Raw genomic sequence first — 25,816 nt, 5'->3', positions numbered from 1 at the left:
GCAACGAAGCAGCCTGAACAGAATGCACAACAACAACTTCAATGCATATTGTTTAGCCCGACGCATCAGGTATTACCGTTGATTTTCGGTGTTGATCGCTGGGCTCAAGGAGTACTGACATGGCTATATTCGATTACAAGGGGCAAGACGCCCGCGTCCTGATTTCAGATGCCTGGACCCTCGCCACTTACACCAGTGGCGTAGCGACCGTCGGCGCGCTCTACAACATTCCGGGGCTTGTGCTGGGCGAGGGCAACACCTTCGCGCTGCCCAAGGGCTGGCGTGAAATCGGCGCGAGCGAACTGGAGGTTGATAGCAGCCACACCGACATCACTGGAAGTTTTACCGGCGACGGCGTGTTCGGCTCCCAGGCCAGGGTGTTTGGTCAATACGATGACAGCGGCCAATTAGTCAAAATGGGTTTTTCCATTGCCGGCACCAACTCGCCAATTGATCTGCTGGGTTGGCCAGCAATGATCGACAACTCTTATATCAACGGCTACGACTACCTGCTCAATTCAATTAAGGATTACGCCACGGGCCATAACCTGAGCGGTAAAGATGTTCTGGTGACCGGCTACAGCCAAGGCGGCTCGGTTACCAACAGCATGTATATTGGCAAGGACACTTTGGCAGACGGTTTTTTCAAGGATTCGGATTACTTTGGCATGGAGTCGCCCAAATCCAGCAACAGCGACGGAATCTTCAACTTCGGCTTTGAAAACGATGTGGTCCACCGCCTCACGGGGCAAGAGACTGACGTGGGCAGCGCCATCATCGACGCGCTTCAAGGCAGTGACGCCAGTTACACCTCGACCACCGACAACATCGTGCTGTTCGACACGATCTACGCGCTACCAACCTGGCCCAATGGTCCGTTTTCGATTGCCAACCTGTCAGGGTGGGCCGCGCACCTGGAAGGCATTTTCATCAACCCTATCCAGCGTATCGCCCAATCGACTTTCTACGATTACATCGAACGCGACAGCACCATCGTCATCAGCAACCTCGACGCCATCAGCCGCAGCTTTACCTGGGTCAGCGACAAACAGACCGCCACCTCCAACCACTACGGCACACCGGCCTTCCTGCTGGGCACCGACAGTTCGGACAAGCTGCAGGACGGGCGCAGCGATGACTTCCTGGACGGGTTCAAGGGTGACGACAGTTTCCGCGTGAGTACCGGTACCGATATTGTCGCCGGCGGTGAGGGCAACGACAAAGTCTTCCTCAAAGGCACCGCGTCTTCCTACGAAGCGGTGAAGCTCAGCGATGGCACGTTGTTTCTCAACGACAGCAGCGGCCAATACGGCCTGAAGGAATTGCACGGCGTAGAACACGTGGAGTTCGAAACCGGCCTGGCCAACAGCCTCGGCCACGTGCCAGTGTTCGGCGGGCTCTTCGGTGGCATTGGCGAGGTCCTCACGCCGGCCTATACGGTGACCAGTGGCAAACTCGACTTCGAAGGCCTGTTCGGCGCCGATAAGGCGTATGCCAAATCCATCGAAGGCAGCCAATTGGCCGACACCCTCAAAGGCACCGCCGCGCGTGACCTGATATTCGGCCAGAACGGCAATGACCGGCTCGACGGTGGCGCCGGCAATGACCTGCTGCACGGCGGCGAGGGCAACGACACGCTACTGGGCGGCACGGGCAACGACGCGCTGTATGGCGCCAGCGGCAATGACGTCTTGATCGGCGGGCTGGGCAATGACCAACTCAGCGGTGGCGTGGGCAGCGACCTGTTTGTTTTCGATCAACGCGGGTTCGGCCACGACGTGATCAGCGACTTCAACATTCACCAGAACGGGCAGGACCTGCTGGTGTTCGCCAAGTCGCTGTTTGCCAATGCCGATGCTGTGCTCGGAGCCACTACCCAGCATGGCAGTGACAGCGTAATTCTGGCGGGGGACAGCAGTGTCACCCTGGTGGGGTTCAATGCGGCGCAGTTGAGTGCAGAGATGATCAGCGTGGTTTGATGCGGTATCGGTAAGGTTGGCGATAAAACCCCACAGCGTCGTTGATGCTGTGGGGTTTTTTCTGGCTTATCGTTTTGCAGCCGTCAACGCGTACGAGAAGGAGTGCCTGATTTTGTTTGGCTGGACGCCGGGGAAGGGATTGGCGAGCGGGGTTTTAAATTGCGGAGCGGAAAAGATAAGGGCCTGCCCAGGTTTCCCTGGCAAGCCCTTGATATCTATGGTGCCCGAACCCGGAATCGAACCGGGACGCCCTTACGAGCGGGGGATTTTAAGTCCCATGCGTCTACCAGTTTCGCCATTCGGGCGGTAGCGCGGTGTAACAGGGTTGGGAATATATAGATCCAGCCGCTTCAGCGCAACCTCAAAGCCGGTTTTCCCGCATAAAGATGCGCAGGAAAAAGCGTGGCAGATCAGTGATCTACAGGGCCTTTGTGTCACGTCTTGATGAACGCACGCAACGCAGGAACAAGCCCCATAAATGACAGTCATAGCGATATGCCATTTCGGCATTTCGCAAGGAGTCGTTTGATGCTCAGGGTCCGTAAGCAGGCTTGGATCATGGCCGCGGGTGTGGCGGGTTTGTTGGGCACTGCCGTGTTCAGCTCGGCGCAGGCGGGGAGTGCGGTGCGGTGGGGTGAGTTTAGTGCGTCGTCTTCAGACAAGTTGACGGCCGGCTCGATGGACGTGGGCGGTGCCTATGTGTTGAAGCCGTCGGGTGTTTCCGTGGGTGCTATCGAGGCGCTGCAGGCTGGGCAAAAACAGAGTCAAAGCGAACTGCAAAGCTTGAAAAGCAAGGTGGAAGGTCAGGAGCGTGCGTTTGATGAGTTCAAGCGTAAGGACGGTTCGAGTGCCAGTAGCAGTGACAGTCAGCTGTCGAGTCTCAAGCGTACGGTGGACGAGCAGAAGAGCACGATAGAGCGGCAGAAAGGCGAGATCGACGGGCTCAAGCGTAGCCTGGATGAGTTGAAGCGCAGTGTGGAGACCTTGAGCAGCAAGGTGAAGTGATTAGTGTGGGAGCTGGCTTGCCTGCGATGGCGGCCTGACAGCCGACATCTATCTTCCTGACACCCCGCGATTCTACTGTGGGGGCGGGCTTGCTCGCGAAGGCGGCCTGGCAGTCAACACAGTTGGACCGGGTACATATCCGTTATTTAGGTAACGGCCACCTAGGGTTCCGCCCTGACGGCGGCTCACTTTTGAACAGCGCAAAAGTAAGCAAAACGCTCTTGCCCCACCACTCGGCACCTCGCCTAGGCTCGGTGTGCCCGTAATCCGCCAGTGATTTGGGGGGCCGCCGCCACGCGCCATCCATGGCGCGGGGCGGCTAAACCGGCATCCCTGCCGGTTTACCCCCCAAATCCCTGTCGAATTCCGGCCAGCGTGGTTTGACGGGGCGCCTGAGATCAAGATCAAAAGCAGATCAAGAGCGGCTCGCTTCGCATCGTGGTTACCGTCGGCTGCTACGGTCTGCAAAGTTGTGTAGATACCTATGCTGCGATGCAGGCACCAGGTATGTCTGTCACACCGCGGCGCTGCAATCGCAGGCAAGCCAGCTCCCACATTGACCTTGTCGGCCTTCAATCAATAAGGGCCAGTAAGTCGGTGATCCCCACATCTACACCCGCCTGGCTCAGCAGTGTCGTCACCTGGCCGCGGTGGTGGGTCTGGTGGTTGAAAAAGTGCACCAGCAGGCCGAAGAAGGGTTTCTCGGCAGCCAGGCCGCGCATGTTGTGATAGCGCAGGCGTTGATCAAGGTGGGACTCGTGCAGGCTCTTGACCCAATCGATGATCAGTTGATCCAGCCAGGCGCGATGGGCCGATAATTCAGCGAGGCTGGCGAAGGCCAATTGCTTGAGGTCGCTGGGCGTGGCAATCCCGTTGAGTGGCGCCAAGGCCGCAAAGTGGGCCGGGTGTTCGGCAAAGCGTTTGAGCCAGACGATGTCGCCCAGCATCAGGTGGTTCAAGGTGCCGAGAATCGAGCCGAAAAACGCCTGGCGGTCCAGGGTCAATTGTGCGTGCGTCAGGGTGCTGGCGGCGTCGTAGACCTTGCGGTTCATCCATTGGTTGTAGGTGGCCATCAACGCAATATGCTCGATGCGATTCACCGCTGTTCTCCCTTGTCGGCGTGATGGCGTCATCATAAAGCTTGCCCGCCCGACGGTCATGGTGTTCCATCTGGGGAGGACTATGTTTGATCAACGCCACTATTGCGCCCCGGAGGGCGACACCATGAATACCAGCGATCTACTGGAACAACTGTTGCGTGCAGGGCAGCAAGGCGGCGGGGCTTCGGGCGGCGGCCTGGGCGGGTTGCTCGGAGGGTTGTTGAAGGGCGCCGGCACCGGCAATGCGTCTTCGGCGGGCGGCGGTTTGGGTGGTTTACTAGGTGGCCTGGGTGGCTTGTTGGGCGGCGCGCCGGCAGGTGGTACTGCCCAGACGCGTAGCGGCGGTGGGATGAACTACGCGGCGCTGGCGTCCCTGGGGATGGCGGCGTTCCAGGCGTACCAAGCCTGGCAACGCCAACAGGCCTCGGCGCCGCAGCAAGCTATCCAGACCGTTGACCAGCTTGAAGGGCCTGAAGCCGAAGCCCATAGCCACGGCGTACTGCGTGCGTTGATCGCGGCGGCCAAGGCGGATGGCAAAATCGATGCGAAAGAGCAGCAGATGATTTCTACAGAAATCGGCCGTCATACCGACGACCCACAATTGCAGCAGTGGCTCGACGCCGAAGTCGCCAAGCCATTGGATGCCGCCGATTTTGCCGAGTATGCCAATGACCCGGCACTCGCTGCGGAGATTTACCTGGCGAGCGTGATGCTGGTCGATGACCAACAGGACGCCGAGCGTAATTACCTCGACGACCTGGCCGGTCAGTTGCAAATCGACCCGCAATTGCAGGTGCATCTGGAGCAGCAGGCCAAAGCCTAGAACCTCAGCGTCGCCCCAGTGGTCAGCAACTGGGCGCGATCGCCAATCAGGCTGCGCCCGACCAGCACGTCCACGTCGACAAATTCGCCGATGTGCAAACGCGGCCCAGCCTGCCAGGCCTGTTCGCCGCCTTCCTGGCCATAGCGCTCGCCAATCAGTGTGAGCGCGTCTGCCAACTGATATTCGAACCCTGTGCCCCAGGTCAGTCGGTGTTGTTGATCACCGTCGTTGTAGGCGTGGCTCCAGCCCGCGTTCAGGTTCAGCCGCAGGGGCGCCAAGGGTTGCCATGTGAGTGGGATGTTCAGGTCTGCGCCATCAAACCCGTGATGGCGATCCAGCGCGACATGCGCCCCGACAGCAACCGCCAGTTCCAAGCCCAAGTCTTGCCGTGACAGCACCTGCACCTTGGCTTGCGGGCTGATCTGCGTCTCGCCTTTGCCTGCATCCGTGGCCCGTGACAACGCGGCGCCCCATTGCACGGCAGGCATGGCGCTGAACGTGCAGGCGGGCGATACGTTGCTGTTGTGGGTACTGCCCGCGTGCCGCTGGGCGCTGTACCAGGCGTCGATGTTGCAGTCCCCCGGCGCGTTGATCGCACCGTCATCCACCACATAAGCGCCGCCTGCGGCTTGCGCTTTTGAAATCAACGCGACGACAAAGACCAGGCCCAGCGTTATGCCGATAAAGATCAAGTTGCGCTGCAATGCACGGCGCTTTGCTGGCGGCAGTAACAGCGGGGTGTGGCGAGCGTGGCGTGCGCGATATTTGGTAAACCCGTCGCGGCGCGCCGGCGTGTATTTTTTGTGCATGATGCACCTCGCTTGAATTCAGCTTTCTACGGTCAGCACCGAAATGCCGCTGGCTTTGGCCTGGCAGACCAGCTCCGAGGTATCGTCACCACCCGGCAGGGCGATGATCAGGTCGGGACGGCTGTCGGCCAGCATGAAATGGTTGCGCTGGCGTTCGGCCTGTTTGCCGTGGCGCTGCCAATTGGGTGGGTAACGCACCACGTCGATACCGATTTCTCGTGCCCATTCCTCAATCTCACTGCCCAGGAACTGGTTGCCGCCGTGGATCAGCACCTGCACCGGGCGCAGGCGGTGGTAAGCGTCCAGCACGTGGCGGGACTTTTTGGTGTCGGCGTAATGACGACCTGCACAGATCAACACGCGCATGAGTAAATCCTTGTATTGCACGCAGGCGACCGGGCGGCCGCCTGCGTTTGAACGGCGGGGAGGGTCAGTACCACTGCTTGAAGCGGCGGATGTAGATCGTTTTCATCAGTTGGGCGACGCAGCAGTAAGCCAGCAAGGTGCCCACCAGCCATGGGAAGTACGCCAGCGGCAGCGGTTGCAGGCCCACCAGGGTGCCCAGCGGTGAGAACGGCACGTAGATGCCCAGGGCGATCACGATGCAGGTCATCATCAACACCGGCCAGGCAGCCGTGCTCTGGAAGAACGGGATCTTGCGGGTGCGCAGCATATGCACCACCAGGGTTTGCGAAAGCAGCCCCTCGATAAACCAGCCGGACTGGAACAGCGTCTGCATTTCCACACTGTTGGCCGCGAACACGTACCACATCAGCGCAAAGGTGGTGATGTCGAAGATCGACGAGGTCGGCCCGATCCAGATCATGAAGCGGCCAATGTTTTTCGCATCCCACTTGCGCGGCTTGGCCAGGTATTCCTTGTCCATCTTGTCCCACGGCAGGGCCAGCTGGGAGATGTCGTACATCAGGTTTTGCAGCAGCAGGTGAATCGCCAGCATCGGCATGAATGGAATGAACGCACTGGCCACCAGCACCGAGAACACGTTGCCGAAGTTGGAGCTGGCGGTCATGTTCAGGTACTTCATGATATTGCCGAAGGTTTCGCGGCCCTTGAGCACGCCTTCTTCCAGCACCATCAGGCTTTTTTCCAGCAGGATGATGTCGGCCGATTCCTTGGCGATGTCGGTGCCGCTGTCCACCGAAATACCCACATCGGCATCGCGCAGCGCCGGCGCATCGTTGATACCGTCACCGAGGAAGCCGACGGTGTGACCGTTGGTTTGCAGCGCCTTGAGCACGCGGGATTTTTGCAGCGGCGTGAGCTTGGCGAACACCGTGCGTTCTTCCACGCGACGCAGCAAGGTGGCTTCGTCCATGGCTTCGATTTCCACGCCCAGCAGCGGCTGGCCCGGTTCCAGGCCAACCTGGCGGCAGATCTTGCTGGTGACCACGGCGTTGTCACCGGTCAACACCTTGATCGCCACGCCAATCTGCTGCAGCGCCGCAATGGCCGGGCCTGCGGTTTCCTTCGGTGGGTCCAGGAAGGTCAGGAAGCCCTGGATCACCAGGTTGCGCTCATCGCTAGTGGTGTACTGCTGGCGTGCCAGTGCTTTGGGGATATTGCGGGTCGCCACTACGAGTACGCGGAAACCGTCTTCGTTGTAGTCATTGGCGAGTGCCAGCAGGGCGTCACGACGGCGGTCATCCAGGGGCAAGGCTTCGCCGGCCTCCATGACATGGGTAGAAATGCTCAGCATCTCTTCCACCGCGCCCTTGCACACCAGCAACTGGTCACCGGCGGCATCCTTGACCACGATCGACAGGCGGCGGCGTACAAAGTCGAACGGCAATTCATCGACCTTGCTGTAGGCAAACGGCACCTGGAACTTGGGGTTCTGTTCCGAGAACTGCACCACTGCCTGGTCCATCAGGTTTTTCATGCCGCTCTGGTGAAAGCTGTTAAGCCAGGCCAGGGACAGCACGGCGTCATCGCGCTGGCCGAAGGCATTGACGTGATGCTCGAGGATGATCTTGTCCTGGGTGAGGGTGCCGGTCTTGTCGGTGCACAGCACATCCATCGAACCGAAGTTCTGGATCGCATTGAGGCGCTTGACCACCACTTTGCGCTTGGCCATGGCCGTAGCGCCCTTGGCCAGGTTGGCGCTGACGATCATCGGCAGCATTTCCGGGGTAAGGCCGACGGCTACCGCCAGGGCAAACAGGAAGGCATCGCCCCAATCGCCCTTGGAGAAGCCATTGAGGAAGAACACGATGGGCACCATCACCAGCATGAAGCGGATCAGCAGCCAGCTGACACTGTTCACGCCCCGGTCGAAGGCGGTTTGCACTCGCGAGCCGACAATCGCCTTGGCCAGGGAACCGAAGTAAGTACGCGGCCCCGTTGCCACCACCACTGCTTTGGCGCGACCGCTGACCACGTTGGTGCCCATGAAGCAAATGTTCGGCAAGTCCAGCAGGTTGCCCTGGTCGGCGGCGAGGGTGGAGGCGGATTTTTGCGTGACATCGCCTAGGGTGTCGTACTTCTCCACCGGCAAGGCTTCACCGGTCAGCACGGCCTGGCTGATAAACAGGTCGCGGGACTCGATCAGGCGGATATCGGCGGGGATCATGTCGCCGGCGGACAATTGCACGATATCGCCGGCCACCAGGTCACGCATCGGTACTTCACGCAAGGTGGGCTGGGCGCCAACCTGCTCGCGGCGTAGCACGGTGGCGGTGGTGCGTACCATGGCCTTGAGGGCCTCGGCGGATTTGGCCGAACGGTGTTCCTGCCAGAAACGCAGCAGGCTGCTGAGCAACACCATGGTCATGATGATGACGACCTTGGTCGGGTCGGCTTCTTCGCCTTCCTGCATCGGCAGCCAGCAGTCAGTCACAAAGCTGATACCGCCCAGGGTCAACAGCACGTAGATGAACGGGTTGTTCAGGGCCTGCAGGAACTGGATGATCGCGTGCGGCGGCTTGTCATGGGCGACTTCGTTATAGCCTTCCCGTTGCAGGCGCGCCGAGGCGTCCAGTTCGGTCAGGCCGTCCTGGGTGGCCCGTACATTGGCGAGGGTGGCCGCCAGGCCATTGTGGGCTTCACGGGCGGCACGCATCGACAGCTTGGTGTCGGCGGCGGTGCCATTTTTCTTGTGCAGAGGCGTGTTTTTTACGGCGCTCATTGTCTGTACTCCTGTCGCCAATTCTCGACAAAACATACCCGGTACTTACCTGCAGACAGGCGAGCGAAAGCATGCCGAGCCGCAAACTTTGCGATCGGTTTAAATAAGGTGTTCACATAACTTCTGAAGGGCCCGCTAACGGCGCGTTAGTTAACTAACGTGCAGCGGGCTACTACTGGACCTGTTCATAACGAACTCCAGGGTCATCAATAAGAAAGTTGTTGTTTCCAGCCAGGTCAGGCGGCGCGAGCGCTCAGGTAAAGACCGAACAGCAAGCGCGCTTGCGACAGGCTGAAAACCTTGGGTCTCTGTGGGTCTAGAGGGTCGGCGTGATCCCAGTGCTGCACCAGGTGGCCGCTTTCAGGGCTGATACGCCAGTGCGCCAGCGGCGGGGCCGAGCGCACTTGAGGGGAGGGTATGGCAAAGGTCGAGCGGGTTGGCGAAAAGCCCACGGGTGCTCGGCACAGCTTGGCGCGCAGGGCGGCCACCAGTGTGCGTGTATCGGGCAAAACAAGGAGTTGGAAGGTCATAACACACCTCGGGACCGGACGGGCGACCGGTGAGGCAGTTACGGTGGAGCATCAAGCTCTAGCGCAGCTTACCGGACCTGGAACGCGAGTCCTGTCATATTCTGGGTTTGGCGCCCGATGCCCGCAGAGGCGGTGCTCGGACAGCGACTAGATACTGTGTCCATTGGCTTCTTTTGTGAGGTTTAAAAAAGGCCCCAGTTGCGGGCACGGGCAATCTACTCAGGGCATCAGTGAATGTCAACGTATGATTAATTAAATTATCCGGTGTTCAGAGTTCGTTCAGATAAGAGCCGCGCGTAAGTTGTAGGTTGAATAACTTCATATACCTTGCGCGGCGAGTAGCGCCAGATAGATCAATACTAAACCGCAGGCCGCATAACTCACGCGCTGCCAAGTCGGTGATGCATTTTTGCGCAGCAGGTTTACCAAGGCGGCAGTGAGAAAACACGAGAGCACCGACGCCAGCATGAAGCCGGCAAAAAACATCAGCGTTTGCGCGTGGCTGGGGGTGGTGCCGACAATCCCCGACAGTGCGCTGCCCAGGGCGCCCCAGTAGACAATATTCTTAGGGTTGGCCAGGGAAATCGCCGCGCCCACCGCCAACGCATTTTTGCCTGAGCTGGCAGGGGCGTCGTCGGTTGCGGGCAACTGCCAGGCATCAATCAGGCTGCGGATGCCCAACCAGGCCAGGTACAGCGCGCAGATGATTGTGAGTGGTACCCGCACTGCATCATGCTGGATCAGCAGTGCGATACCGGTGAGGCCAATCACGGCCCAGACGGCGTCGCCCACCAGCGAGCCGAACTGCACCAGCAAGGCCGGTGTGAAGCCATGGAGCAAGCCGCGGCGCAGGGTCTCTGCCAGTACGGCGCCGGGGGAGAGGCAAAATACGAAGCCGAATACCAGCGCATAAACAAAGATCGACAGCATACTCAGCTCCTTTCGAGAAAGTGCCAGAGCATACGTCAGTCCGGGAGGGGGATACCACGTCCTCTGTAGGAACGCTCGCGATGGCGGTGTGTCAGTCACTGAATCTTCAACTGAACCACCGCTTTCGCAGGCAAGCCAGCTCCCACACTGGCCATGCATTGCCCACAGAATCAGCGCCCGGCGCAGATCCCCTGTGGGAGCGGGCTTGCTCGCGAAGGCGGCGTGTCAGTCACTGCATCTTTAACTGAACCACCGCTTTCGCAGGCAAGCCAGCTCCCACATTGGTTATGTATTGCCCACAAAATCAGCGCCTGGCACAGATCCCCTGTGGGAGCGGGCTTGCTCGCGAAGGCGGTGTGTCAGTCACTGAATCTTCAACTGAACCACCGCTTTCGCAGGCAAGCCAGCTCCCACATTGGCCATGCATTGCCCACAGAATTAGCGCCCCCCTGTAGGAGCGAGCTTGCTCGCGAGAAGCGTCAACGATAACGCGTGTTTTCTGGATGAGCGCGGTGTCTATGAGTTTTTCGCGAGCAAGCTCGCTCCTACAACGGCTGCGGTGTTGAGGCAATGCGGTCGACTTCAGCCTTCAATTCATTTGGCGACAAACTCGCAAAGGGCAGCGCAAAAAACGCCTCGCAGCGTGCAGCGATAATGTCGAGGGTGGCTTTGAATGCCGCCTCTACTTGCGCCTCATCACCCTGTACCTCGGAAGGGTCTTCCAAGCCCCAATGCGTCTTCACCGCTGGGCCGAAATACACCGGGCACGCTTCACCGGCCGCTTTATCGCACACGGTGATGACCACATCCGGCGGGCTGTCTTCAAAGGCGTCATTGCCTTTGCTGTAAAGGCCGTCAGTGCTGATGCCCGCCGCCTGCAACGTGGTCAGGCTGCGTGGCAACACCTGCCCCTTGGGGAAGCTGCCAGAGCTGATCGCCTTGAAGCCCGACGGTGCCAAGTGGTTGAACATCGCTTCAGACAGGATGCTGCGGCAACTGTTGGCGGTACACATGAACAGGACTCTCATGGGGCGCTCCTTTAGAGGCTCAAGCGCAAAGCGAGGGCGGCGAGGGTGATCAGCAGCACGGGCAAGGTCAGCACGATCCCGACCTTGAAGTAGTAACCCCAGGTGATGGTGATGCCTTTGCGCGCCAGGATGTGCAGCCACAGCAAAGTGGCCAGGCTGCCGATAGGCGTGATTTTCGGGCCCAGGTCGCTGCCGATCACATTGGCGTAGATCATCGCGTCCTTGACCACGCCCACGGCCTGGCTGGACTCGATGGACAACGCGCCAATCAGCACAGTCGGCAGGTTATTCATGGCCGAGGAGAGCAGCGCCGTCAGCACCCCGGTGCCCATGGCCGCGCCCCACACGCCGTAGGTGGCGAAGGTGTCGAGCCAGGTCGCCAGGTAATCGGTCAGGCCGGCGTTACGCAGGCCATACACCACCAGGTACATGCCCAGGGAAAAAATCACGATCTGCCACGGGGCTTCCTTAAGCACTTTGCGCGTGGAAATCTGATGACCTTTGGCAGCAATTACCAGCAGCAGCACCGCACAGGCCGCCGAAATCGCACTGATGGGTATGCCCAGCGGTTCCAGGGCAAAACAACCGACCAGCAGAATACCCAGCACCCACCAGCCGGCGCGAAAGGTCGCACGGTCATGGATGGCACTGGCGGGGTCGTCCAGGTCGGCCGGGTCGTAGGTCTGCGGAATATCCCGGCGGAAAAACCACAGCAGCACCGCGAGTGTGGCGGCGACACTGACCAGGTTCACCGGCACCATCACCGCGGCGTATTCATTGAAGCCAATCTTGAAATAGTCCGCCGAAACGATGTTCACCAGGTTCGACACCACCAGCGGCAGGCTCGCGGTGTCGGCGATAAACCCTGCGCCCATGACGAAGGCCAGGGTCGCCGCCGGGGAGAAGCGCAAGGCCAGCAGCATCGACATCACGATAGGCGTCAGGATCAACGCCGCACCGTCATTGGCAAACAGCGCCGATACCAGCGCACCGAGCAGCACCATATAAGCAAACAACCGCCGCCCGCGGCCACGGCCCCAGCGCGCCACATGCAGGGCCGTCCAGGCGAAAAAGCCGGCCTCGTCCAGCAACAAGCTAATGATGATCAGCGCGACAAAGGTACCGGTGGCGTTCCAGATGATGTGCCACACCACCGGAATGTCCGCCAGGCTGATCACCCCACACGCCAGCGCCAGGATCGCGCCCAGGGTGGCACTCCAGCCGACGCCCAGGCCCTTGGGTTGCCAGATGACCAGCACGATGGTGACGAGGAAAATCGCAATTGCGACAAGCATGAATAAAAGCTCCGATGGCTCACCAGCAAGGCTGGCCCGTTGTGGTCTGTCGCCCATTGCATTCAGACGCAGTGCGTCTATACGTATTTCTGTATGTCCCGGTCAAATCTTGTTTCAGTTGATATGGATCAAACGCCTGTGAAACCACCACAACTGTTTGAAATTAAACTGAAACACAAATGTCCTAAGGTGCCTGCCCATTGCTGATGAAGGAAGACCTCGCGTGACCCGAGCCACCCGCAACCTGCGCAAGACCCTGGATTCCGTCGCGGAAAATAACGAAACCGCGGCGTTTGACCTGATGCGCGCCGTGGAAAAACTCGGCGATGAAGTGCTGCGCCAACGCCTGCTCAATACCATCCACCGACTGAACCAGGATGCCTACGAATTGCGCGAAGCGCGGGATTCGGTAGAGCAGGTGTCGGTAAAGCTCGCCTGAGCAAGATCGTTCAAGACACGCCTTCGTTGGTGCTGGCATGTTTGTCGACTGTCTGTCGATGAGCCGTTTCCATGCCCACTGCATTACCTCATTACGCCTTCACCCGCGGCGCCATCGCCGTCATTCCCTTGTCCCTGGCCTGTGCGCCCTGGGGGTTGCTGGCCGGCTCCATGGCCATCGACGCGCAATTTACCCCGCTGCAAGCCCAAGGCTTGTCCGCCATTGTGTTTGCCGGTGCCGCACAATTGGTAGCCATTGGCATGGTCAAGAGCGGTGCCAGCCTGATTTCCATTGTGCTGACCACCTTGCTGCTGACCTCCCAGCATCTGCTCTATGGCATGCACATGCGTCCTACCCTGTCTTCGCTGAACACCCGCTGGCGCATGAGCCTGGGGTTTTTGTTGACCGATGAGTTCTTCGCCCTGGTCAACCACTATGACCGCCAGACCTTCAATCGTTGGTACGCCCTGGGCGTCGGCCTGACGTTTTACCTGATCTGGAACCTCTTCACCCTCGCCGGCATCGTGCTGGGCAAGAGCATTCCCGGCCTCGATCAATTGGGGCTGGAGTTCTCGATTGCCGCCACCTTTATCGCCTTGATCACCCCGGTGGTGCGCGATGTGCCCACGGTGGTATGCGTGGCGGTGGCACTGCTGTGCTCAGTCTGGCTGAGTTATTTGCACTGGGAGTCGGCGGTGGTGGTCTCAGGTGTGTTGGGGATGAGCGCGGGGTTTGCCTGCAAGCGGCTGGGAGTGGGGCAACGATGATTTACCTGATGATTGTGGCCATGGGCCTGGTGGTGTTCTTCAACCGTTACCTGTTTATCGAGCCACGCTTGCCGGTGCGGCTCAATCGCGGCGCGCGTGAATTTCTGGGCTTCGCCGTGCCAGGCATGCTCACGGCGATCTGCGGGCCGATTATTTTCCTGGCTGACCATCAGCTCAACCTGAGCCCGACCAACCCTTACCTGCTGGCCGGTATCTGCGCCGTGGCGTTGATGTACTGGACACGCAGCGTATTGACCACTGTGCTATTGAGCATGGCGCTGTTCTATCTGCTGCGTTGGTGGCTCTGATACCCGGGCAAAAAAAAGCCCGCGGGGTGGCGGGCAGAAGGGAGACTTCTAAAAAATGAGCCTGCCAACTATAGGCGGCGTGTTGACTCTTCACAGTGAAACAAAGTTCATGGGCGCGTCAGTTGGCCTCGGCACAGTGGTAGAGTCACGGTTTTTCCAAGGAAGCAATGCCATGCACAAAGTGGTAATGGGCGCATTGATACTGGCGGCACTGGCCGGTTGCGCCGGTTCGAAGATGAAAGAGGCGCGCGCAGGCAGCCCTTACAAAACCCTGGCGTCAGACAAGGCCACCCTGGTAGTTGCCCAGTGCATCCAGTTTGGCTGGCAGGATGAAAGCGTGTTCGGCGTCGATGCCGGCGGCTTCAAGGAAGCGACCGAGGCGGGTGGCTTCACGGTGTACACCACCGGTGGCGATTACTTTGTCGATGTACTCAGCTCCGGCGCGGGTTCCAAGGTCAACTACTATGCCGCACAGGACAATATGCCAGCCAAGCGTCGCTTGGCAGCACTGGCCACTTGTCTGTAAGTCGGTTGCCTTAGTCATATTCCGAAACGCCTGGCGGGACAGCCGCCGGGCATTGGCTTATGATTCACTCGCTCGTTCGACGTGATGGCTCTTTACCGGTACACGGATGTCGAGGCTTAAACGTCGAACGAGCTCCTCCACCCCCAACCTCAACGGGGCATGAAACCCAAGTGCCAGCGTCGCGGAATCAACAGTGTCACCACCCCCAAGGCCCCGGCCAACGCACCACTGACCCACAGTGCACGCAGGCCCATTTGCTGTTCCAGCAGGGCGCCGATCACCGCGCCGATAAACATCCCGGCCCACGGAATCAGTTGCACGCGCCAACCATTGCGGCGCTCGCCCATTAACCAGCGGCCCAGCCCGCGACCAAAACGTGACAGCGCCCCGGTGACGTAGGTCAGCCCCACCGGTAATCCGTTCACCTCCTCGACGGCCGCGTTGAGCATGCCCATGGCAATAATGGCCGCGAGCAACGCAGGCAAGGTGTCGGTGGCAGGCCACAACGCCGCAGCGCAGAGCAAGGCGCCGATGCACAGCAATAAGGGCAACGCGTGGCGCTTGCTGAAACGGCTGACCAATACGCCCAAGGCATTGCCGACCACGAAGGTAGCGACCAACAACACCAGCCGCCCGGTGAGCCCCAGGTCGCCCGCGCTGATGGCCACCGCCAGGCGCGTGGTGTTACCGCTCATGAACGAGACGAAATCGCCGCTGGCCATAAAACCGATGGCATCGGTCATGCCCGCCAGCACCGACAGGCAGGCCACCAGCATCAAGCCCACGCGCCCGCGCCAGCGCTGTCGATGGGCGAGCGTGGCATTGGTGTAAGGCTTGCGGGACGAAGGCAGCATGGGGCCGGTTTCCTCGGTGAGATTATCCGGCCACTACCGTAGGGCGCTTTGCTTGTCCGCGCAATGACCTCAGACACGCTCCAGTTGCCAGCCGGTGGCGTGCCACGTCAGATGGTGAGTCGGCTCGATCGCCTGCAAGAATGCCTCGTCATGGGACACGGCCAGCAGCGCGCCGGTAAAGCCCTTCAAGGCCTGCTCGAACGCCAGTACCGATTCCAGATCCAGGTGATTGGTGGGTTCATCCAACAATAGCAACTGCGCCGGTGTTTCACGCCACAAGGCTACCGCCATCGCGGCTTTCAAACGCTCGCCGCCGCTGAGGTGCCCTGCGGGCTGCGTGACCCGCAGCGCGTCCAGCTGCAACAACGCCAGGCGTGTGCGCAGTTCGGCTTCGGCCAATGGCGTATCGAGCAAGTTGAGTTGTTCGACCAGGCTGCGTCGGTCGTCCAGCAGCGCCAGGTGCTGATCGATATAGGCGCTGGGCACCGCGACGTTGCACTCGCCGCTGACCGCCCGCCAGTGGCCGGCGAGCAGTTTGAGCAAGGTCGATTTGCCGCAACCGTTCGGCCCACGCACGGCAACGCGAGCCGGGCCTGTCAGGTTGAGCGTCAGGTAGCTGGCGGGTGCCAGCGGATCGAGCCAAGGCAACTGCGCCTGTTCCAGCACCAGCACTTGGCGGCCATTCGGGACGGTTGAGCCTGGTAATGCGAGCAGTGTGGGCGTCTCATCCGCCACGCGCTCGTAAGCTTGGCGCACTTGGGCGTCGAGTTGGTTTTTGTGATCGTGATGGGCACTGCGTACCGTGCTGACAATCTCCTTGGCTGCGCTTTTCCAGCGGGCCTTGGTAAAACGGTCGACGTTGGCGGTCTCGGCCTGTTTACGTGCGCGTGCGGCGTGGCGCTGCAGGTCGTCGTGATCTTTTTGCAGGCGCCGACGTTCGCGGCTGCGGGCCAGACGCGCCTGCTCCCACGCGGCAATCGCGGCCTGCTGGTGAGTATCGCGTTGCTGGCGATAGGCATCGTAGTTGCCGCCGTAGACCTGAATGCCCAGGGGCGACAGTTCAATGATGCGGCCCATGGCGTTGAGCAACTGCCGATCATGGCTGACCACCACCAGGCCACCGCGCCAAGCGCCCAGTACGCGCAACAGCCAATCGCGCCCGGCAGCGTCAAGGTGGTTGCTGGGTTCATCCAGAATCAGCAACTGCGGCGCCGCCAACAACGCCCCGATCAGCGCAACCCTGGCGAGTTGGCCGCCGCTGAGTTGATCGGCCGGGGTACTGGCGCTGAGGGTCGGCAAACCCGCTGCATCCAGCGCCTGACGCAGGCGTTCGGCGAGGTCCCAGCGGTCGTCGATCAGCTCCAGGTCACCGAGACGTGCATCGCCCTGGGCCATGCGCTCAAGGGCAGCCAGGGCCGCGGCAGTTGCGGTGATATCGGCGATGGTTTGCCCTGGTTGAACGGCGACAGCCTGGGGCACATAGGCAACATTGGCGGTTTTTTTCAGGCTGCCGGAGGAGGGCAGCAGCACGCCGGCCATCAACTTCGCCAGGATACTTTTGCCCCGTCCATTGCGCCCCACGATACCGGTAGGCGTTTGGTCAATGGACAGGTTCACGTCCGCCAGCAAGGTTTCGCCATTGGCGAACTGGAAAGACAGGTGGTGCAGGGAAACAAGCGCGGGCAGCCGTTTGACGTCAGTCATCAGCACCTCCAAAAAAATGTCGAACAGGCCAACAAGCGCGCCAGGCGGCTCGTTGCAGATACATTTTGGAAGGCTTAGATGTTCACGTCGGCGGTCATCCTGTCAGTCAGAAGGGAGGCAGAGCCTAACCCACCTTAACTTTTCGCGGCAAGTCCTCGGCGAGTTTTTCCAGGAACATCGCCAGCGCGACTTCTTCGGCTTTCAGGCCTTTGCGCACTCGCGGCTTGGGCAGCTTCGACAATTGGCCGAGGCTGAAATGTTCAAGCACCGCCGGGTGGATATAGCACTTGCGACACACCGCTGGCGTGTTGCCCAACTGCCGGGCGACATCCTTGACCATCGCCACCACATGCCGCTTGGCGTCAGATTCGGGCTGCCACGCCAACTCGCGCAGCACCGCCAGCGCCATCGCCGTGCCGGCCCAGGTGCGGTAGTCCTTGGCGGTAAAATCTTCGCCGGTAAGATGGTGCAGGTAGTCGTTGACGTCCTGGGAGCTGACGGTATGCCGCTCACCGTCTTCATCCAGGTACTGGAACAGGTTCTGCCCCGGCAATTCCATGCAGCGCTTGACCACCCGGGCCAGGCGTCGATCCTTGACGCTGACTTGGTGCTCCACGCCACTCTTGCCACGAAACTGAAACTGGATCTCGCTGCCTTTGATGTCCACATGGCGGTTGCGCAGGGTGGTCAGGCCGTAGGATTTGTTTTCGCGGGCATATTGGGTATTACCGACGCGGATCAGCGTGGCGTCCAGCAACATCACCACCGTGGCCAATACCTTTTCGCGGGTAAACCCCGGCTCGGCGATTTGTGCTTCGAGCTGTTTGCGCAATTTGGGCAAGGCGGCGCCAAAGGCCTGCAAGCGCGAATACTTGTCGCTGTCGCGCACTTCGCGCCAGCGTGGGTGGTAACGGTACTGCTTGCGGCCACGGGCGTCGCGGCCGGTGGCTTGCAGGTGGCCGCGAGGGTCGGCGCAGATCCACACATCGGTGTAGGCGGGTGGCACCGCCAAGGCGTTCAGGCGTTTGATTTCATCGGCATCGGTAATGCGCTCGCCCTTGGCGTTCAGATACTGGAACTTGCCTCGCACTTTTTTACGGCGGATGCCGGGCTGGGTGTCATCCACATAATGCAGGTCGCGGGGCAGGTCGGCGGGTAACGAAGAGTCAGGCATGGGGCGGGTTCCTTGGCAACAAATCAGGCCGGTATGTCTGATTGACCGCAGCGCCCTGCGGTCGTGCCAAATGCTTAAGCCAGTACCGCCACTGCCTTGATTTGCGCCCACAGCGTCTGGCCCGGATGCAGTTGCAACTGGTCGCGGGAGAAGCGCGTGATGCGCGCCAGTAACGGCGTGCCGCCAGCGTCCAGACGCACCAGTACATGGGCACTGTTATCCGCGCCGATGGTTTGAGTGACGGTCACCGGCAAGCGGTTGAGGATGCTGCTGTGTTCTTCGGCCTGCAGGCTCAGGCTCACATCCCGCGCCTGGACCTTGACCCGCAGCGGTTTGCCCACCGCCAGCGGGGCGTGGGCCACGCGCATCTGCAACGGGCAATCGGGCAACTGCAGGGTGAGCAACTGATAATGCGCGTCGTAGGCAACGACGCTGCCGGCGATCACCACGCCGGCATCGTCGCCCAGCGCCAGGGGCAGGTCGAGACGCGCCAGGGTTTCGCCGATAGGGCCGCTGGCCAGGGCCTTGCCGTCGCTGAGCAAGACGATATGGTCAGCCAGGCGCGCCACTTCGTCCTGGGCGTGGCTGACGTAGAGCACCGGGATGTCCAGCTCGTCGTGCAGGCGTTCCAGGTAAGGCAATATCTCGCTTTTGCGTTGGCTGTCCAGGGCCGCCAGCGGTTCATCCATCAACAACAACTTGGGGCTGGTGAGCAAGGCGCGGGCGATGCCGATGCGCTGGCGCTCGCCGCCAGACAAGTGTTGCGGGTGACGCTCAAGCAAGTGCCCGATGCCCAACAGTTCGGTGGCCTGGGCCATGTCCACGCGCCGCTGCGGGAGTGAAATTCGTTTGAGGCCGAACTCCAGATTGGCGCGCACCGATAGGTGAGGAAACAGGCTCGCCTCCTGGAACACATAGCCAAGGGCGCGTTTATGCGGCGGCACAAACAGCCCTTTGCGGCTGTCTTGCCACACCTCGTCGTTGATTTGCACAAAACCGTGTTCGGCGCGTTCTAAACCTGCGATGCAGCGCAGGCAGGTGGTCTTGCCAGAGCCGGAATGCCCGTACAGCGCGCTCACGCCACGGCCGGGCAATTGCAGGTCCACATCCAGCGTGAAGGCGGAGTACTTCAGCTGCAGGCGTATATCCATCATGGCGATCAGCTCCAGCCCATCTTGGTTTTGCGGCTGGAATAGAGCGCCAGCAACACGAGAAAGGCGAACACCACCATCGCCCCGGCCAGCCAATGGGCCTGGGCATATTCCATGGCTTCGACGTGGTCGTAGATCTGCACCGAGACGACACGGGTCTTGTCCGGGATATTGCCGCCGATCATCAGCACCACGCCGAACTCACCGACGGTATGGGCAAAGCCCAGGATCGAGGCGGTGATAAACCCAGGGCGTGCCAGCGGCAGGATCACCGTGAAAAACGTGTCCCACGGGTTGGCGCGCAAGGTCGCGGCCACTTCCAGCGGGCGCGTGCCGATGGCCGAAAACGCGTTCTGCAGCGGCTGCACCACAAAGGGCATGGAGTAGATCACCGAGCCAATCACCAGCCCGGCGAAACTGAAGGTGAGGGTGCCCAGGCCCAGCCACTGGGTGAACTGGCCGACGTAGCCGTTGGGCCCCATGGCCAACAACAAGTAAAAGCCGATGACCGTTGGCGGCAACACCAACGGCAGCGCCACCACTGCGCCGATGGGGCCGCGCCACTTGGAACGGGTGCGCGACAACCACAGGGCAATCGGTGTGCCGATGATCAACAGGATCAGGGTGGTCAGTGCGGCCAGCTTGATGGTCAACCAGATCGCAGAAAAATCAGCACTCGACAGGGGCATTTACAGCTCGTAACCGTAGGATTTGATAACGGCAGCCGCTTTCGGGCCTTTGAGGTAGTCCACCAGGGCCTTGGCGGCGGCGCTGTCCTTGCCCTTGTTGAGGATCACGGCGTCCTGTTTGATCGGGTCATGCATGGCGGCCGGGACAATCCACGCCGAACCGCTGGTGACTTTGCCGTCCTTGTAGATCTGCGACAAGGCGACAAAACCCAGCTCGGCGTTGCCGGTGGAAACAAACTGATAAGCCTGGGTGATGTTCTGGCCCTCGACGAGCTTGTCCCTGACCTTGTCAGTCAAGCCTTCTCTGGCCAGCACTTGGGTGGCGGCTAAGCCGTAGGGTGCAGCCTTGGGATTGGCGATGGACAAATGCTTGAACTCATTTTTCTTCAGCACCTCGCCCTTGGCATCCACATAGCCGTCTTTGGCTGACCACAGCGCCAGGGTGCCGACCGCGTAGGTAAAACGTGAGCCCTTGACGGTAGCGCCTTCGCTTTCGAGTTTTTGCGGGGTGGTGTCATCGGCGCTGAGGAACACTTCAAACGGCGCGCCATTTTTGATCTGGGTGTAGAACTGCCCGGTGGCACCGTAAGCCGCGACCAGTTTATGGCCGGTGTCTTTCTCGAAGTCGGCGGCAATCGCCTGGATCGGGGCGGTGAAGTTGGCGGCCACGGCCACCTGCACTTCATCGGCATGGGCCGTACCCAAGGCAAAGGCGGCAAGCAGGGGGGCCAGGCGTGAAACGCGGGTGATCATGAGGCAACTCCTTGAAGGTGTACGGCAGGCTTACCGCTATGTATGGGAATATATAGCGGTTGGCCATTGCCGGTACAGTGCCAAGTTGCTGCTCAGATCAGATGCGGGTGAGTTTGCTCAAACTGTGCTCGGCTAATTGGCGTGTCAGGTCATAGGTGGACTGGTCTTTGCCCAGCCTCAGGGCCTGGCCTGCCCACAGGTTGCTGAAACCGGCTTCATCCTTGGCCTTGAGCGGCATTAACGCGCCACCGGCTTTAGGAAACGCCGGCGCCACCGGGTTGATGGCGCCCAGCTCACGCATCACCCGGTTGACGATGCCCCGCGCCGGGCGGCCGGTAAACAGGTTGGTCAGCGCGGTTTCGCTGGCCTGGGCATGGCGCAGCGCGTGGTGATGGGAAGCGCTTACAGTGGCTTCGGGCGTGAACAGGTAGGCTGTGCCGATCTGCACGGCCGAAGCGCCGAGGGCAAAGGCGGCGACGATGCCACGCGCATCGCCGATTCCGCCGGCGGCAATCACCGGCACGCTGACCGCGTCGACCATCTGTGGCAACAGTGCCATCAAGCCGATCTGGCTGTTGAGGTCATCGCTGAGAAACAGACCACGATGCCCACCGGCTTCAAGGCCCATGGCGATAATCGCGTCACAGCCGTGCTGTTCCAACCACACGGCTTCCTCGACGGTGGTGGCCGATGACAGCACCTTGGCACCGCTGGCTTTTACTCGATCCAGTAAAGACTTCTCTGGTAGGCCAAAGTGAAAACTCACCACTTCTGGCCGAAATTCTTCCACCACCTGGCAGGCTGCGTCATTGAACGGCGCGCGGTTGGACACCGGGGTTGGCGCATCGAAGTCGGCGCCCAGTTCGTGGTAGTAAGGTTGCAGCAAGGCCTTCCAAGCCTGGTCCCGCGCTTCATCGGCATCGGGCGGTTGATGGCAGAAGAAGTTGACGTTAAGCGGCGCATGGCTGGCCTGGCGAATGAGGGCCAAGGCGTCGCGCAGTTGCTCAAGGCTCAAGGCTGCGGCGGGCATGGAGCCCAGGGCGCCGGCTTGCTGGGCGGCGATGACCATGGCGGTGGTGGTGGCGCCAGCCATCGGCGCCTGGATGATCGGCACCTCAATGCCCAACAGGTCAAGAATGCGGGTGTCTGGCCAGGTGCTCATGGGGTGCGTCTCCAGCGTTAGTCGGGCTTTTCGCTGTTTTAGCAGGGCAGTCGGCACCCGGCCAGTCTGTTTTATTCACTGGACGACAGCGGCATTTTGTGGGGCTGGGTTTCGCGCTCCAGTAACTGGCGCTTGCGCTCTACGCCCCAGCGATAGCCCGACAGCTCGCCATTACTGCGCACCACGCGATGACAGGGAATCGCCACCGCCAGGTGGTTGGCACCACAGGCCTGGGCCACGGCGCGAAAGGAGGTGGGCGCGCCGATACGCTCGGCAATCTGCGCATAGCTGGCAGTGCTGCCCGCAGGGATTTCCCGCAACGCCTGCCACACCCGTTCCTGAAAGGCCGTGCCGCGCAGGTCCAGGGGCAAATCCAGGCCCAGAGCAGGGGCCTCGACAAAGCCGACGGCGTGGGCGACCAGTTGTTCGAAACCCTGATCCGCGCCGATCAACTCAGCCTTGGGAAACTGGTCTTGCAGGTCGCGCACCAGTTTGCCCGGATCATCGCCCAATAAAATCGCACACACGCCACGTTGGCTTTGCGCCACCAGAATCGCCCCCAGCGAGCACTGCCCAACGGCAAAGCGGATGGTGTTATTGGCGCCGCCGCCTTTGTAGTCTCGCGGTTTCATGCCGAGCACTTGGTCGGCGGCTTCATAAAAGCGGCTATTGGAATTAAAGCCCGCGTCGTACAGGGTGTCTGTCACCGAATGCTGGCCCTTGAGGCCGTCGCGCACTCTGCGCGAACGCAGGGCGCTGGCGTAACCCTTGGGGGTCAACCCGGTGTTGGCTTTGAATACACGGTGGAAGTGAAACGGACTCAGCCCGGCGCATCGGGCGAGCGCGTCCAGGCTAGGCGGGGTTTCGGCTTGTTCGATTTGCCGGCAGGCTTCGGCCACCAATTGCCCATGGTGAGCGGCCAACTGGGTCTGGTCGCCGGCAGCGCGTTTACTGGGACGATAACCGGCGGCTTCGGCTTGCGCCGGCGTGTCGAAAAACTCGACATTCTCCGGGCGCGGCAAACGCGAAGCGCTGCTGGGGCGGCAATAAACACCAGTGGTTTTCACGCCGTAGACAAATAGCGCGTCAGCCTTGGTATCACGGGCAATAATGGCAGCCCAGCGCGGATCGTGTTCGTTGTTCATGGCCTGCACTCTTGACGGTTCCGGAGCAGATTAAGCCCGCCGCTCGCGCTCGACACTCCGAAGCTTGCGGTCAAATTACCCAGCGGTGCGAAAGGTCAGGTTGATGCGCTGCGGGCCCATGATCGGATGCACGCCGTCCTTGATCGGCATCACGCCATGAAAGCGCAGGCGATCAACGCCGCCCCACACCACCACATCACCATGGAACAACGAGACCTTTTGGGTTTTTTCGCTGCGCGCATGCCCACCGAACAGGAAAATCGCTGGCAGCCCCAGGGACACCGAGACCACGGGCGCGCTGTAGCTGCGCTCGTTCTTGTCCTGGTGCAGTGACATTTTCGCCCCCGGTACGTAACGGTTGATCAGGCAGGCATCGGGCAAAAAACCGTCGAAGCCCGCTTCAGTGGCCGCCGCCACCGCCAGTTGGCGCAGCGTGTCGGGCATGGCCGGCCAGGGTTGCTGGCTGCGCGGGTCGAGTGGGCTATAGCGATAGCCGCGGGCGTCGGTGGTCCAGCCCAGCTCGCCGCAACTGCTCAGCGCCGCCGACATGGTAAAACCGCCGGGGGTGACCATCTGCCGAAACGGTGATTGAGCCAGGACACGCCGCAGTTCAGGCAATAACCGCTCGATCCAGGGCAGGGCATAGCCCCTCAGTACGTAGGACTCTTCGCCAATTTGCTCGCGCCCGGCAGGCTGTTGCAGGGCATCATCGGCAAACAAATCGGCGGTAGGGCCCGGCATGGCTTACAGCGCCTTGCTCACATTGATGTCGGTGATTTCGTCGCTGGCATCATGAATTTTCGCCAAGGCTTGCTTGGCTTCTTCGACGCTGTTGCTGTGCAGCTGGGCAAATTCAAAGCGGCGTTCGCCGTTGAGCTTGTACTTGATGACGTATTTGGTTGTGGTGGTCACAGCTTTTTTCCTGTCAGGTGTTCGGGTCAGCTCAGCTTGCTGCTGGTACGACGAACGATACGGATCTTGTGGGACAACGCAGGCTTGCGGGTCACGCTGATGGCGCGACGGGTCACCACATCCAGGGTGATGTTCCAGAAGCCGGTGCTGGGCGCGGTGATCTTGGCCGGGAATTTATCAAATGCGCCGCCGTGGTAGGTATGGCGGCCGCCGTTTTTGAAGCTGCGAAAGTTCGCATCACTCATCAGGCGAATATTGCAGGTCTGCGAGCATTCGATGACGACAATGTCTCCCTCGTTGAGGTGCTCACGCTGGTGGATGAATTTCATGGGGTGTCTCCAGAAGGGCTTTTTCTGAAAAATCAGAACGATACGTAGGTTAAGATGGAGTTTATCAGCCCCAGCGCGTTTATTATCGGGCCGTCGTCGACGACTTCGACAATTTAAAACAGTTATTTACCGAGTTATCACAGATAAATCCTACGTTGGTGGGAGAAAATTACCATCCCCGCTGTCGTAGGGTCTTTATCGGAGGTTTTTGTATGAAGTGGAGTGTGTTGGTGCTGGCCTTGGCAATAGGTGGGTGTGCTTCGGTTGCAGATATCAAGCAGACCCCGCCAACATTGGTGGTCATCTCAGGGAAGAAACCGCAGGAATATGCGGCGTGTGTGGTGCGCAAATTGGAGGCGACCCGTCGGCCGCCGCAGATCGAGCCCCATAAAGACGGCATTCAGGTGATCGTGCCGCAGAAATTCTCGGCAGACCCTTCGGCAATCTTTGAAATCGAAGACCGTTCCAGCGGTAGCAGCATCAAGCTTTATGAAAGCATGTCCAATGTGCCCATCCGCCCGGGCGACGTGAAGAAGGCAGGGGAAGAGTGCATTTCTGGTTGAGCCACAGGCCCACCCCTCAAACCCGATAAAAAAAGCCATCACCCTGCAGGGACGGCCTGCATCCGTTAAACTGTCGGGCATTCACTACAAAGATGCCGCTCAAACCCTGGGTTTGAGCGGCATTTGTTTTTCTGGAAAGCCCGTTATGAAACGAGAACACGTCAAAGCCCGCCATGCCGAAGGGCAGATTTCGGCCACCCATGTCATCCAGAACCCCGCCGATTTGGGCGAGTGGATCGTATTTTTCAAGAAGAGCGGCGGGCGCAGCTACTTCCTGGTGGACGAGCAGGATGAGGTCGAATCGTTCGCGCGCCTGGATGACCTGATCGAACTCCTGCGTGGCCTGGGGATCAAGTTCGCTGAAGTGCACCTGTAGCCGGTTTACTTGCAGACCACCACCACGCTACGGCCTTTGAAATTGCCCACGTCCTGGCCCAGGGTCTTGTCGCTTTCCTTGAGCGCCGGCGTACCGTTGGTGCCGACGATGCGGTAACCGGTGCCCGCGCAGGATGCGTCCGCTTTCTCGTAGCAACTGGCCCATGAATTGGCCTCGCCCGAGCAGTCGATGGTCAGGCCTTGCTCGCCATTTTTCAGCAGGGTGTCGGAAGCGGTGGTGCAGCCGGCGAGTGCCAGTACCGCGGTCAGTGCCAGGATTTTGTTCATAAGGGATCTTCGTCGAGAGGGAATAGAGGGCGC

The 25,816-nt window shown here is 60.3% G+C and carries 29 protein-coding genes and 1 tRNA gene; 9 read left to right on the top strand and 21 right to left on the bottom strand.

Annotated features, from left to right (window positions below; genetic code table 11):
- Positions 1-119 precede the first annotated feature (119 nt).
- Positions 120-1,979 carry a calcium-binding protein gene (locus tag ACWHXD_RS15365; RefSeq protein ID WP_138762796.1) on the top strand — a complete coding sequence of 620 codons (1,860 nt, stop codon included), beginning with the start codon at positions 120-122 and terminating at the stop codon, positions 1,977-1,979.
- Between the two features lie 218 nt (positions 1,980-2,197).
- On the opposite strand, the gene ACWHXD_RS15360 is transcribed toward ACWHXD_RS15365, so the two are convergent.
- Positions 2,198-2,284, bottom strand: a tRNA-Leu gene (locus ACWHXD_RS15360).
- A gap of 223 nt (positions 2,285-2,507) precedes the next feature.
- Here ACWHXD_RS15360 and ACWHXD_RS15355 point away from each other — a divergent pair.
- On the top strand, positions 2,508-2,984 hold the full coding sequence (locus tag ACWHXD_RS15355) for a hypothetical protein (RefSeq protein WP_138762795.1): 477 nt from the start codon (positions 2,508-2,510) through the stop codon (positions 2,982-2,984).
- Between the two features lie 572 nt (positions 2,985-3,556).
- On the opposite strand, the gene ACWHXD_RS15350 is transcribed toward ACWHXD_RS15355, so the two are convergent.
- A complete protein-coding gene (locus ACWHXD_RS15350; RefSeq protein ID WP_138762794.1) occupies positions 3,557-4,084 on the bottom strand; it encodes a DinB family protein in 528 nt (175 codons plus the stop codon).
- Positions 4,085-4,208: 124 nt separating this feature from the next.
- Here ACWHXD_RS15350 and ACWHXD_RS15345 point away from each other — a divergent pair, with 124 nt between their 5' ends.
- Positions 4,209-4,907: a tellurite resistance TerB family protein gene (locus ACWHXD_RS15345; RefSeq protein ID WP_138762793.1), complete on the top strand. Its 699-nt coding sequence runs from the start codon at positions 4,209-4,211 to the stop codon at positions 4,905-4,907.
- On the opposite strand, the gene ACWHXD_RS15340 is transcribed toward ACWHXD_RS15345, so the two are convergent.
- From ACWHXD_RS15340 to ACWHXD_RS15310, 7 genes are all read right to left on the bottom strand, one after another.
- Complete coding sequence (locus ACWHXD_RS15340) at positions 4,904-5,716, bottom strand: PA4824 family protein (protein ID WP_499084187.1); 813 nt, start codon at positions 5,714-5,716, stop codon at positions 4,904-4,906. The genes ACWHXD_RS15345 and ACWHXD_RS15340 overlap by 4 nt on opposite strands.
- Positions 5,717-5,734: 18 nt before the next feature.
- A complete protein-coding gene (locus tag ACWHXD_RS15335; RefSeq protein WP_003191350.1) occupies positions 5,735-6,082 on the bottom strand; it encodes a DUF2493 domain-containing protein in 348 nt (115 codons plus the stop codon).
- A gap of 64 nt (positions 6,083-6,146) precedes the next feature.
- The gene (gene mgtA / locus ACWHXD_RS15330) at positions 6,147-8,861 is read right to left on the bottom strand and encodes a magnesium-translocating P-type ATPase (protein ID WP_138762791.1); all 2,715 of its coding nucleotides are present in this window, start codon (positions 8,859-8,861) and stop codon (positions 6,147-6,149) included.
- 236 nt (positions 8,862-9,097) lie between these two features.
- Entirely contained in the window at positions 9,098-9,391 is a 294-nt protein-coding gene (locus ACWHXD_RS15325) for a hypothetical protein (protein WP_138762790.1), read from the bottom strand.
- A 318-nt stretch (positions 9,392-9,709) separates the two neighbouring features.
- A complete protein-coding gene (locus ACWHXD_RS15320) occupies positions 9,710-10,321 on the bottom strand; it encodes a LysE family transporter (protein ID WP_138762789.1) in 612 nt (203 codons plus the stop codon).
- Positions 10,322-10,866: 545 nt separating this feature from the next.
- Positions 10,867-11,349: an arsenate reductase ArsC gene (locus tag ACWHXD_RS15315; protein ID WP_138762788.1), complete on the bottom strand. Its 483-nt coding sequence runs from the start codon at positions 11,347-11,349 to the stop codon at positions 10,867-10,869.
- An 11-nt stretch (positions 11,350-11,360) separates the two neighbouring features.
- Positions 11,361-12,644, bottom strand: coding sequence for an arsenic transporter (locus ACWHXD_RS15310; RefSeq protein ID WP_032897175.1), 1,284 nt, complete (start codon positions 12,642-12,644; stop codon positions 11,361-11,363).
- 223 nt (positions 12,645-12,867) lie between these two features.
- Here ACWHXD_RS15310 and ACWHXD_RS15305 point away from each other — a divergent pair, with 223 nt between their 5' ends.
- The 4 genes from ACWHXD_RS15305 to ACWHXD_RS15290 all read left to right on the top strand — a co-directional run bounded on the left by ACWHXD_RS15305 (position 12,868) and on the right by ACWHXD_RS15290 (position 14,684).
- The gene (locus tag ACWHXD_RS15305) at positions 12,868-13,083 is read left to right on the top strand and encodes a hypothetical protein (RefSeq protein WP_003191339.1); all 216 of its coding nucleotides are present in this window, start codon (positions 12,868-12,870) and stop codon (positions 13,081-13,083) included.
- Between the two features lie 71 nt (positions 13,084-13,154).
- Complete coding sequence (locus ACWHXD_RS15300) at positions 13,155-13,850, top strand: AzlC family ABC transporter permease (RefSeq protein WP_032897176.1); 696 nt, start codon at positions 13,155-13,157, stop codon at positions 13,848-13,850.
- Complete coding sequence (locus ACWHXD_RS15295) at positions 13,847-14,158, top strand: AzlD domain-containing protein (RefSeq protein ID WP_003191337.1); 312 nt, start codon at positions 13,847-13,849, stop codon at positions 14,156-14,158. The genes ACWHXD_RS15300 and ACWHXD_RS15295 overlap by 4 nt, the downstream gene beginning before the upstream one ends.
- Before the next feature lie 172 nt (positions 14,159-14,330).
- The gene (locus ACWHXD_RS15290) at positions 14,331-14,684 is read left to right on the top strand and encodes a hypothetical protein (RefSeq protein ID WP_032897178.1); all 354 of its coding nucleotides are present in this window, start codon (positions 14,331-14,333) and stop codon (positions 14,682-14,684) included.
- A gap of 149 nt (positions 14,685-14,833) precedes the next feature.
- On the opposite strand, the gene ACWHXD_RS15285 is transcribed toward ACWHXD_RS15290, so the two are convergent.
- From ACWHXD_RS15285 to ACWHXD_RS15235, 11 genes are all read right to left on the bottom strand, one after another.
- The gene (locus ACWHXD_RS15285) at positions 14,834-15,538 is read right to left on the bottom strand and encodes a YoaK family protein (protein ID WP_032897181.1); all 705 of its coding nucleotides are present in this window, start codon (positions 15,536-15,538) and stop codon (positions 14,834-14,836) included.
- Between the two features lie 69 nt (positions 15,539-15,607).
- Positions 15,608-17,242 (bottom strand): ABC-F family ATP-binding cassette domain-containing protein, encoded by a 1,635-nt coding sequence (locus ACWHXD_RS15280; RefSeq protein ID WP_138762787.1) that lies wholly within the window; start codon positions 17,240-17,242, stop codon positions 15,608-15,610.
- A gap of 124 nt (positions 17,243-17,366) precedes the next feature.
- The gene (locus ACWHXD_RS15275) at positions 17,367-18,416 is read right to left on the bottom strand and encodes a DNA topoisomerase IB (protein WP_032897185.1); all 1,050 of its coding nucleotides are present in this window, start codon (positions 18,414-18,416) and stop codon (positions 17,367-17,369) included.
- A 74-nt stretch (positions 18,417-18,490) separates the two neighbouring features.
- Positions 18,491-19,570, bottom strand: coding sequence for a molybdenum ABC transporter ATP-binding protein (modC, locus tag ACWHXD_RS15270; RefSeq protein WP_138762786.1), 1,080 nt, complete (start codon positions 19,568-19,570; stop codon positions 18,491-18,493).
- Between the two features lie 5 nt (positions 19,571-19,575).
- Entirely contained in the window at positions 19,576-20,256 is a 681-nt protein-coding gene (modB, locus tag ACWHXD_RS15265) for a molybdate ABC transporter permease subunit (protein ID WP_098951403.1), read from the bottom strand.
- Positions 20,257-21,009: a molybdate ABC transporter substrate-binding protein gene (gene modA, locus ACWHXD_RS15260; protein WP_047710915.1), complete on the bottom strand. Its 753-nt coding sequence runs from the start codon at positions 21,007-21,009 to the stop codon at positions 20,257-20,259.
- Between the two features lie 97 nt (positions 21,010-21,106).
- A complete protein-coding gene (locus tag ACWHXD_RS15255) occupies positions 21,107-22,171 on the bottom strand; it encodes an NAD(P)H-dependent flavin oxidoreductase (protein WP_138762785.1) in 1,065 nt (354 codons plus the stop codon).
- Positions 22,172-22,242: 71 nt separating this feature from the next.
- The gene (ada, locus tag ACWHXD_RS15250; protein ID WP_138762784.1) at positions 22,243-23,316 is read right to left on the bottom strand and encodes a bifunctional DNA-binding transcriptional regulator/O6-methylguanine-DNA methyltransferase Ada; all 1,074 of its coding nucleotides are present in this window, start codon (positions 23,314-23,316) and stop codon (positions 22,243-22,245) included.
- A gap of 75 nt (positions 23,317-23,391) precedes the next feature.
- Positions 23,392-24,057 carry a DNA oxidative demethylase AlkB gene (gene alkB / locus ACWHXD_RS15245; protein WP_138762783.1) on the bottom strand — a complete coding sequence of 222 codons (666 nt, stop codon included), beginning with the start codon at positions 24,055-24,057 and terminating at the stop codon, positions 23,392-23,394.
- 3 nt (positions 24,058-24,060) lie between these two features.
- Positions 24,061-24,228 carry a hypothetical protein gene (locus tag ACWHXD_RS15240; RefSeq protein WP_098951408.1) on the bottom strand — a complete coding sequence of 56 codons (168 nt, stop codon included), beginning with the start codon at positions 24,226-24,228 and terminating at the stop codon, positions 24,061-24,063.
- Between the two features lie 26 nt (positions 24,229-24,254).
- Entirely contained in the window at positions 24,255-24,557 is a 303-nt protein-coding gene (locus ACWHXD_RS15235) for a DUF1883 domain-containing protein (protein ID WP_003191319.1), read from the bottom strand.
- A 212-nt stretch (positions 24,558-24,769) separates the two neighbouring features.
- On the opposite strand from ACWHXD_RS15235, the gene ACWHXD_RS15230 reads away from it, so the two are divergent.
- On the top strand, positions 24,770-25,120 hold the full coding sequence (locus ACWHXD_RS15230) for a hypothetical protein (RefSeq protein WP_003191317.1): 351 nt from the start codon (positions 24,770-24,772) through the stop codon (positions 25,118-25,120).
- 145 nt (positions 25,121-25,265) lie between these two features.
- A complete protein-coding gene (locus tag ACWHXD_RS15225) occupies positions 25,266-25,496 on the top strand; it encodes a hypothetical protein (RefSeq protein ID WP_032897196.1) in 231 nt (76 codons plus the stop codon).
- A gap of 5 nt (positions 25,497-25,501) precedes the next feature.
- Here the strand turns inward: ACWHXD_RS15225 and ACWHXD_RS15220 are convergent, their stop codons facing one another.
- Positions 25,502-25,783, bottom strand: coding sequence for a hypothetical protein (locus ACWHXD_RS15220; RefSeq protein WP_032897198.1), 282 nt, complete (start codon positions 25,781-25,783; stop codon positions 25,502-25,504).
- Positions 25,784-25,816: the final 33 nt, after the last annotated feature.

This window comes from Pseudomonas fjordensis (genome assembly GCF_976987115.1).
The sequence above is the reverse complement of the archived record's forward strand: the minus strand, read 5'-3'. Positions and strand labels throughout refer to the sequence as shown.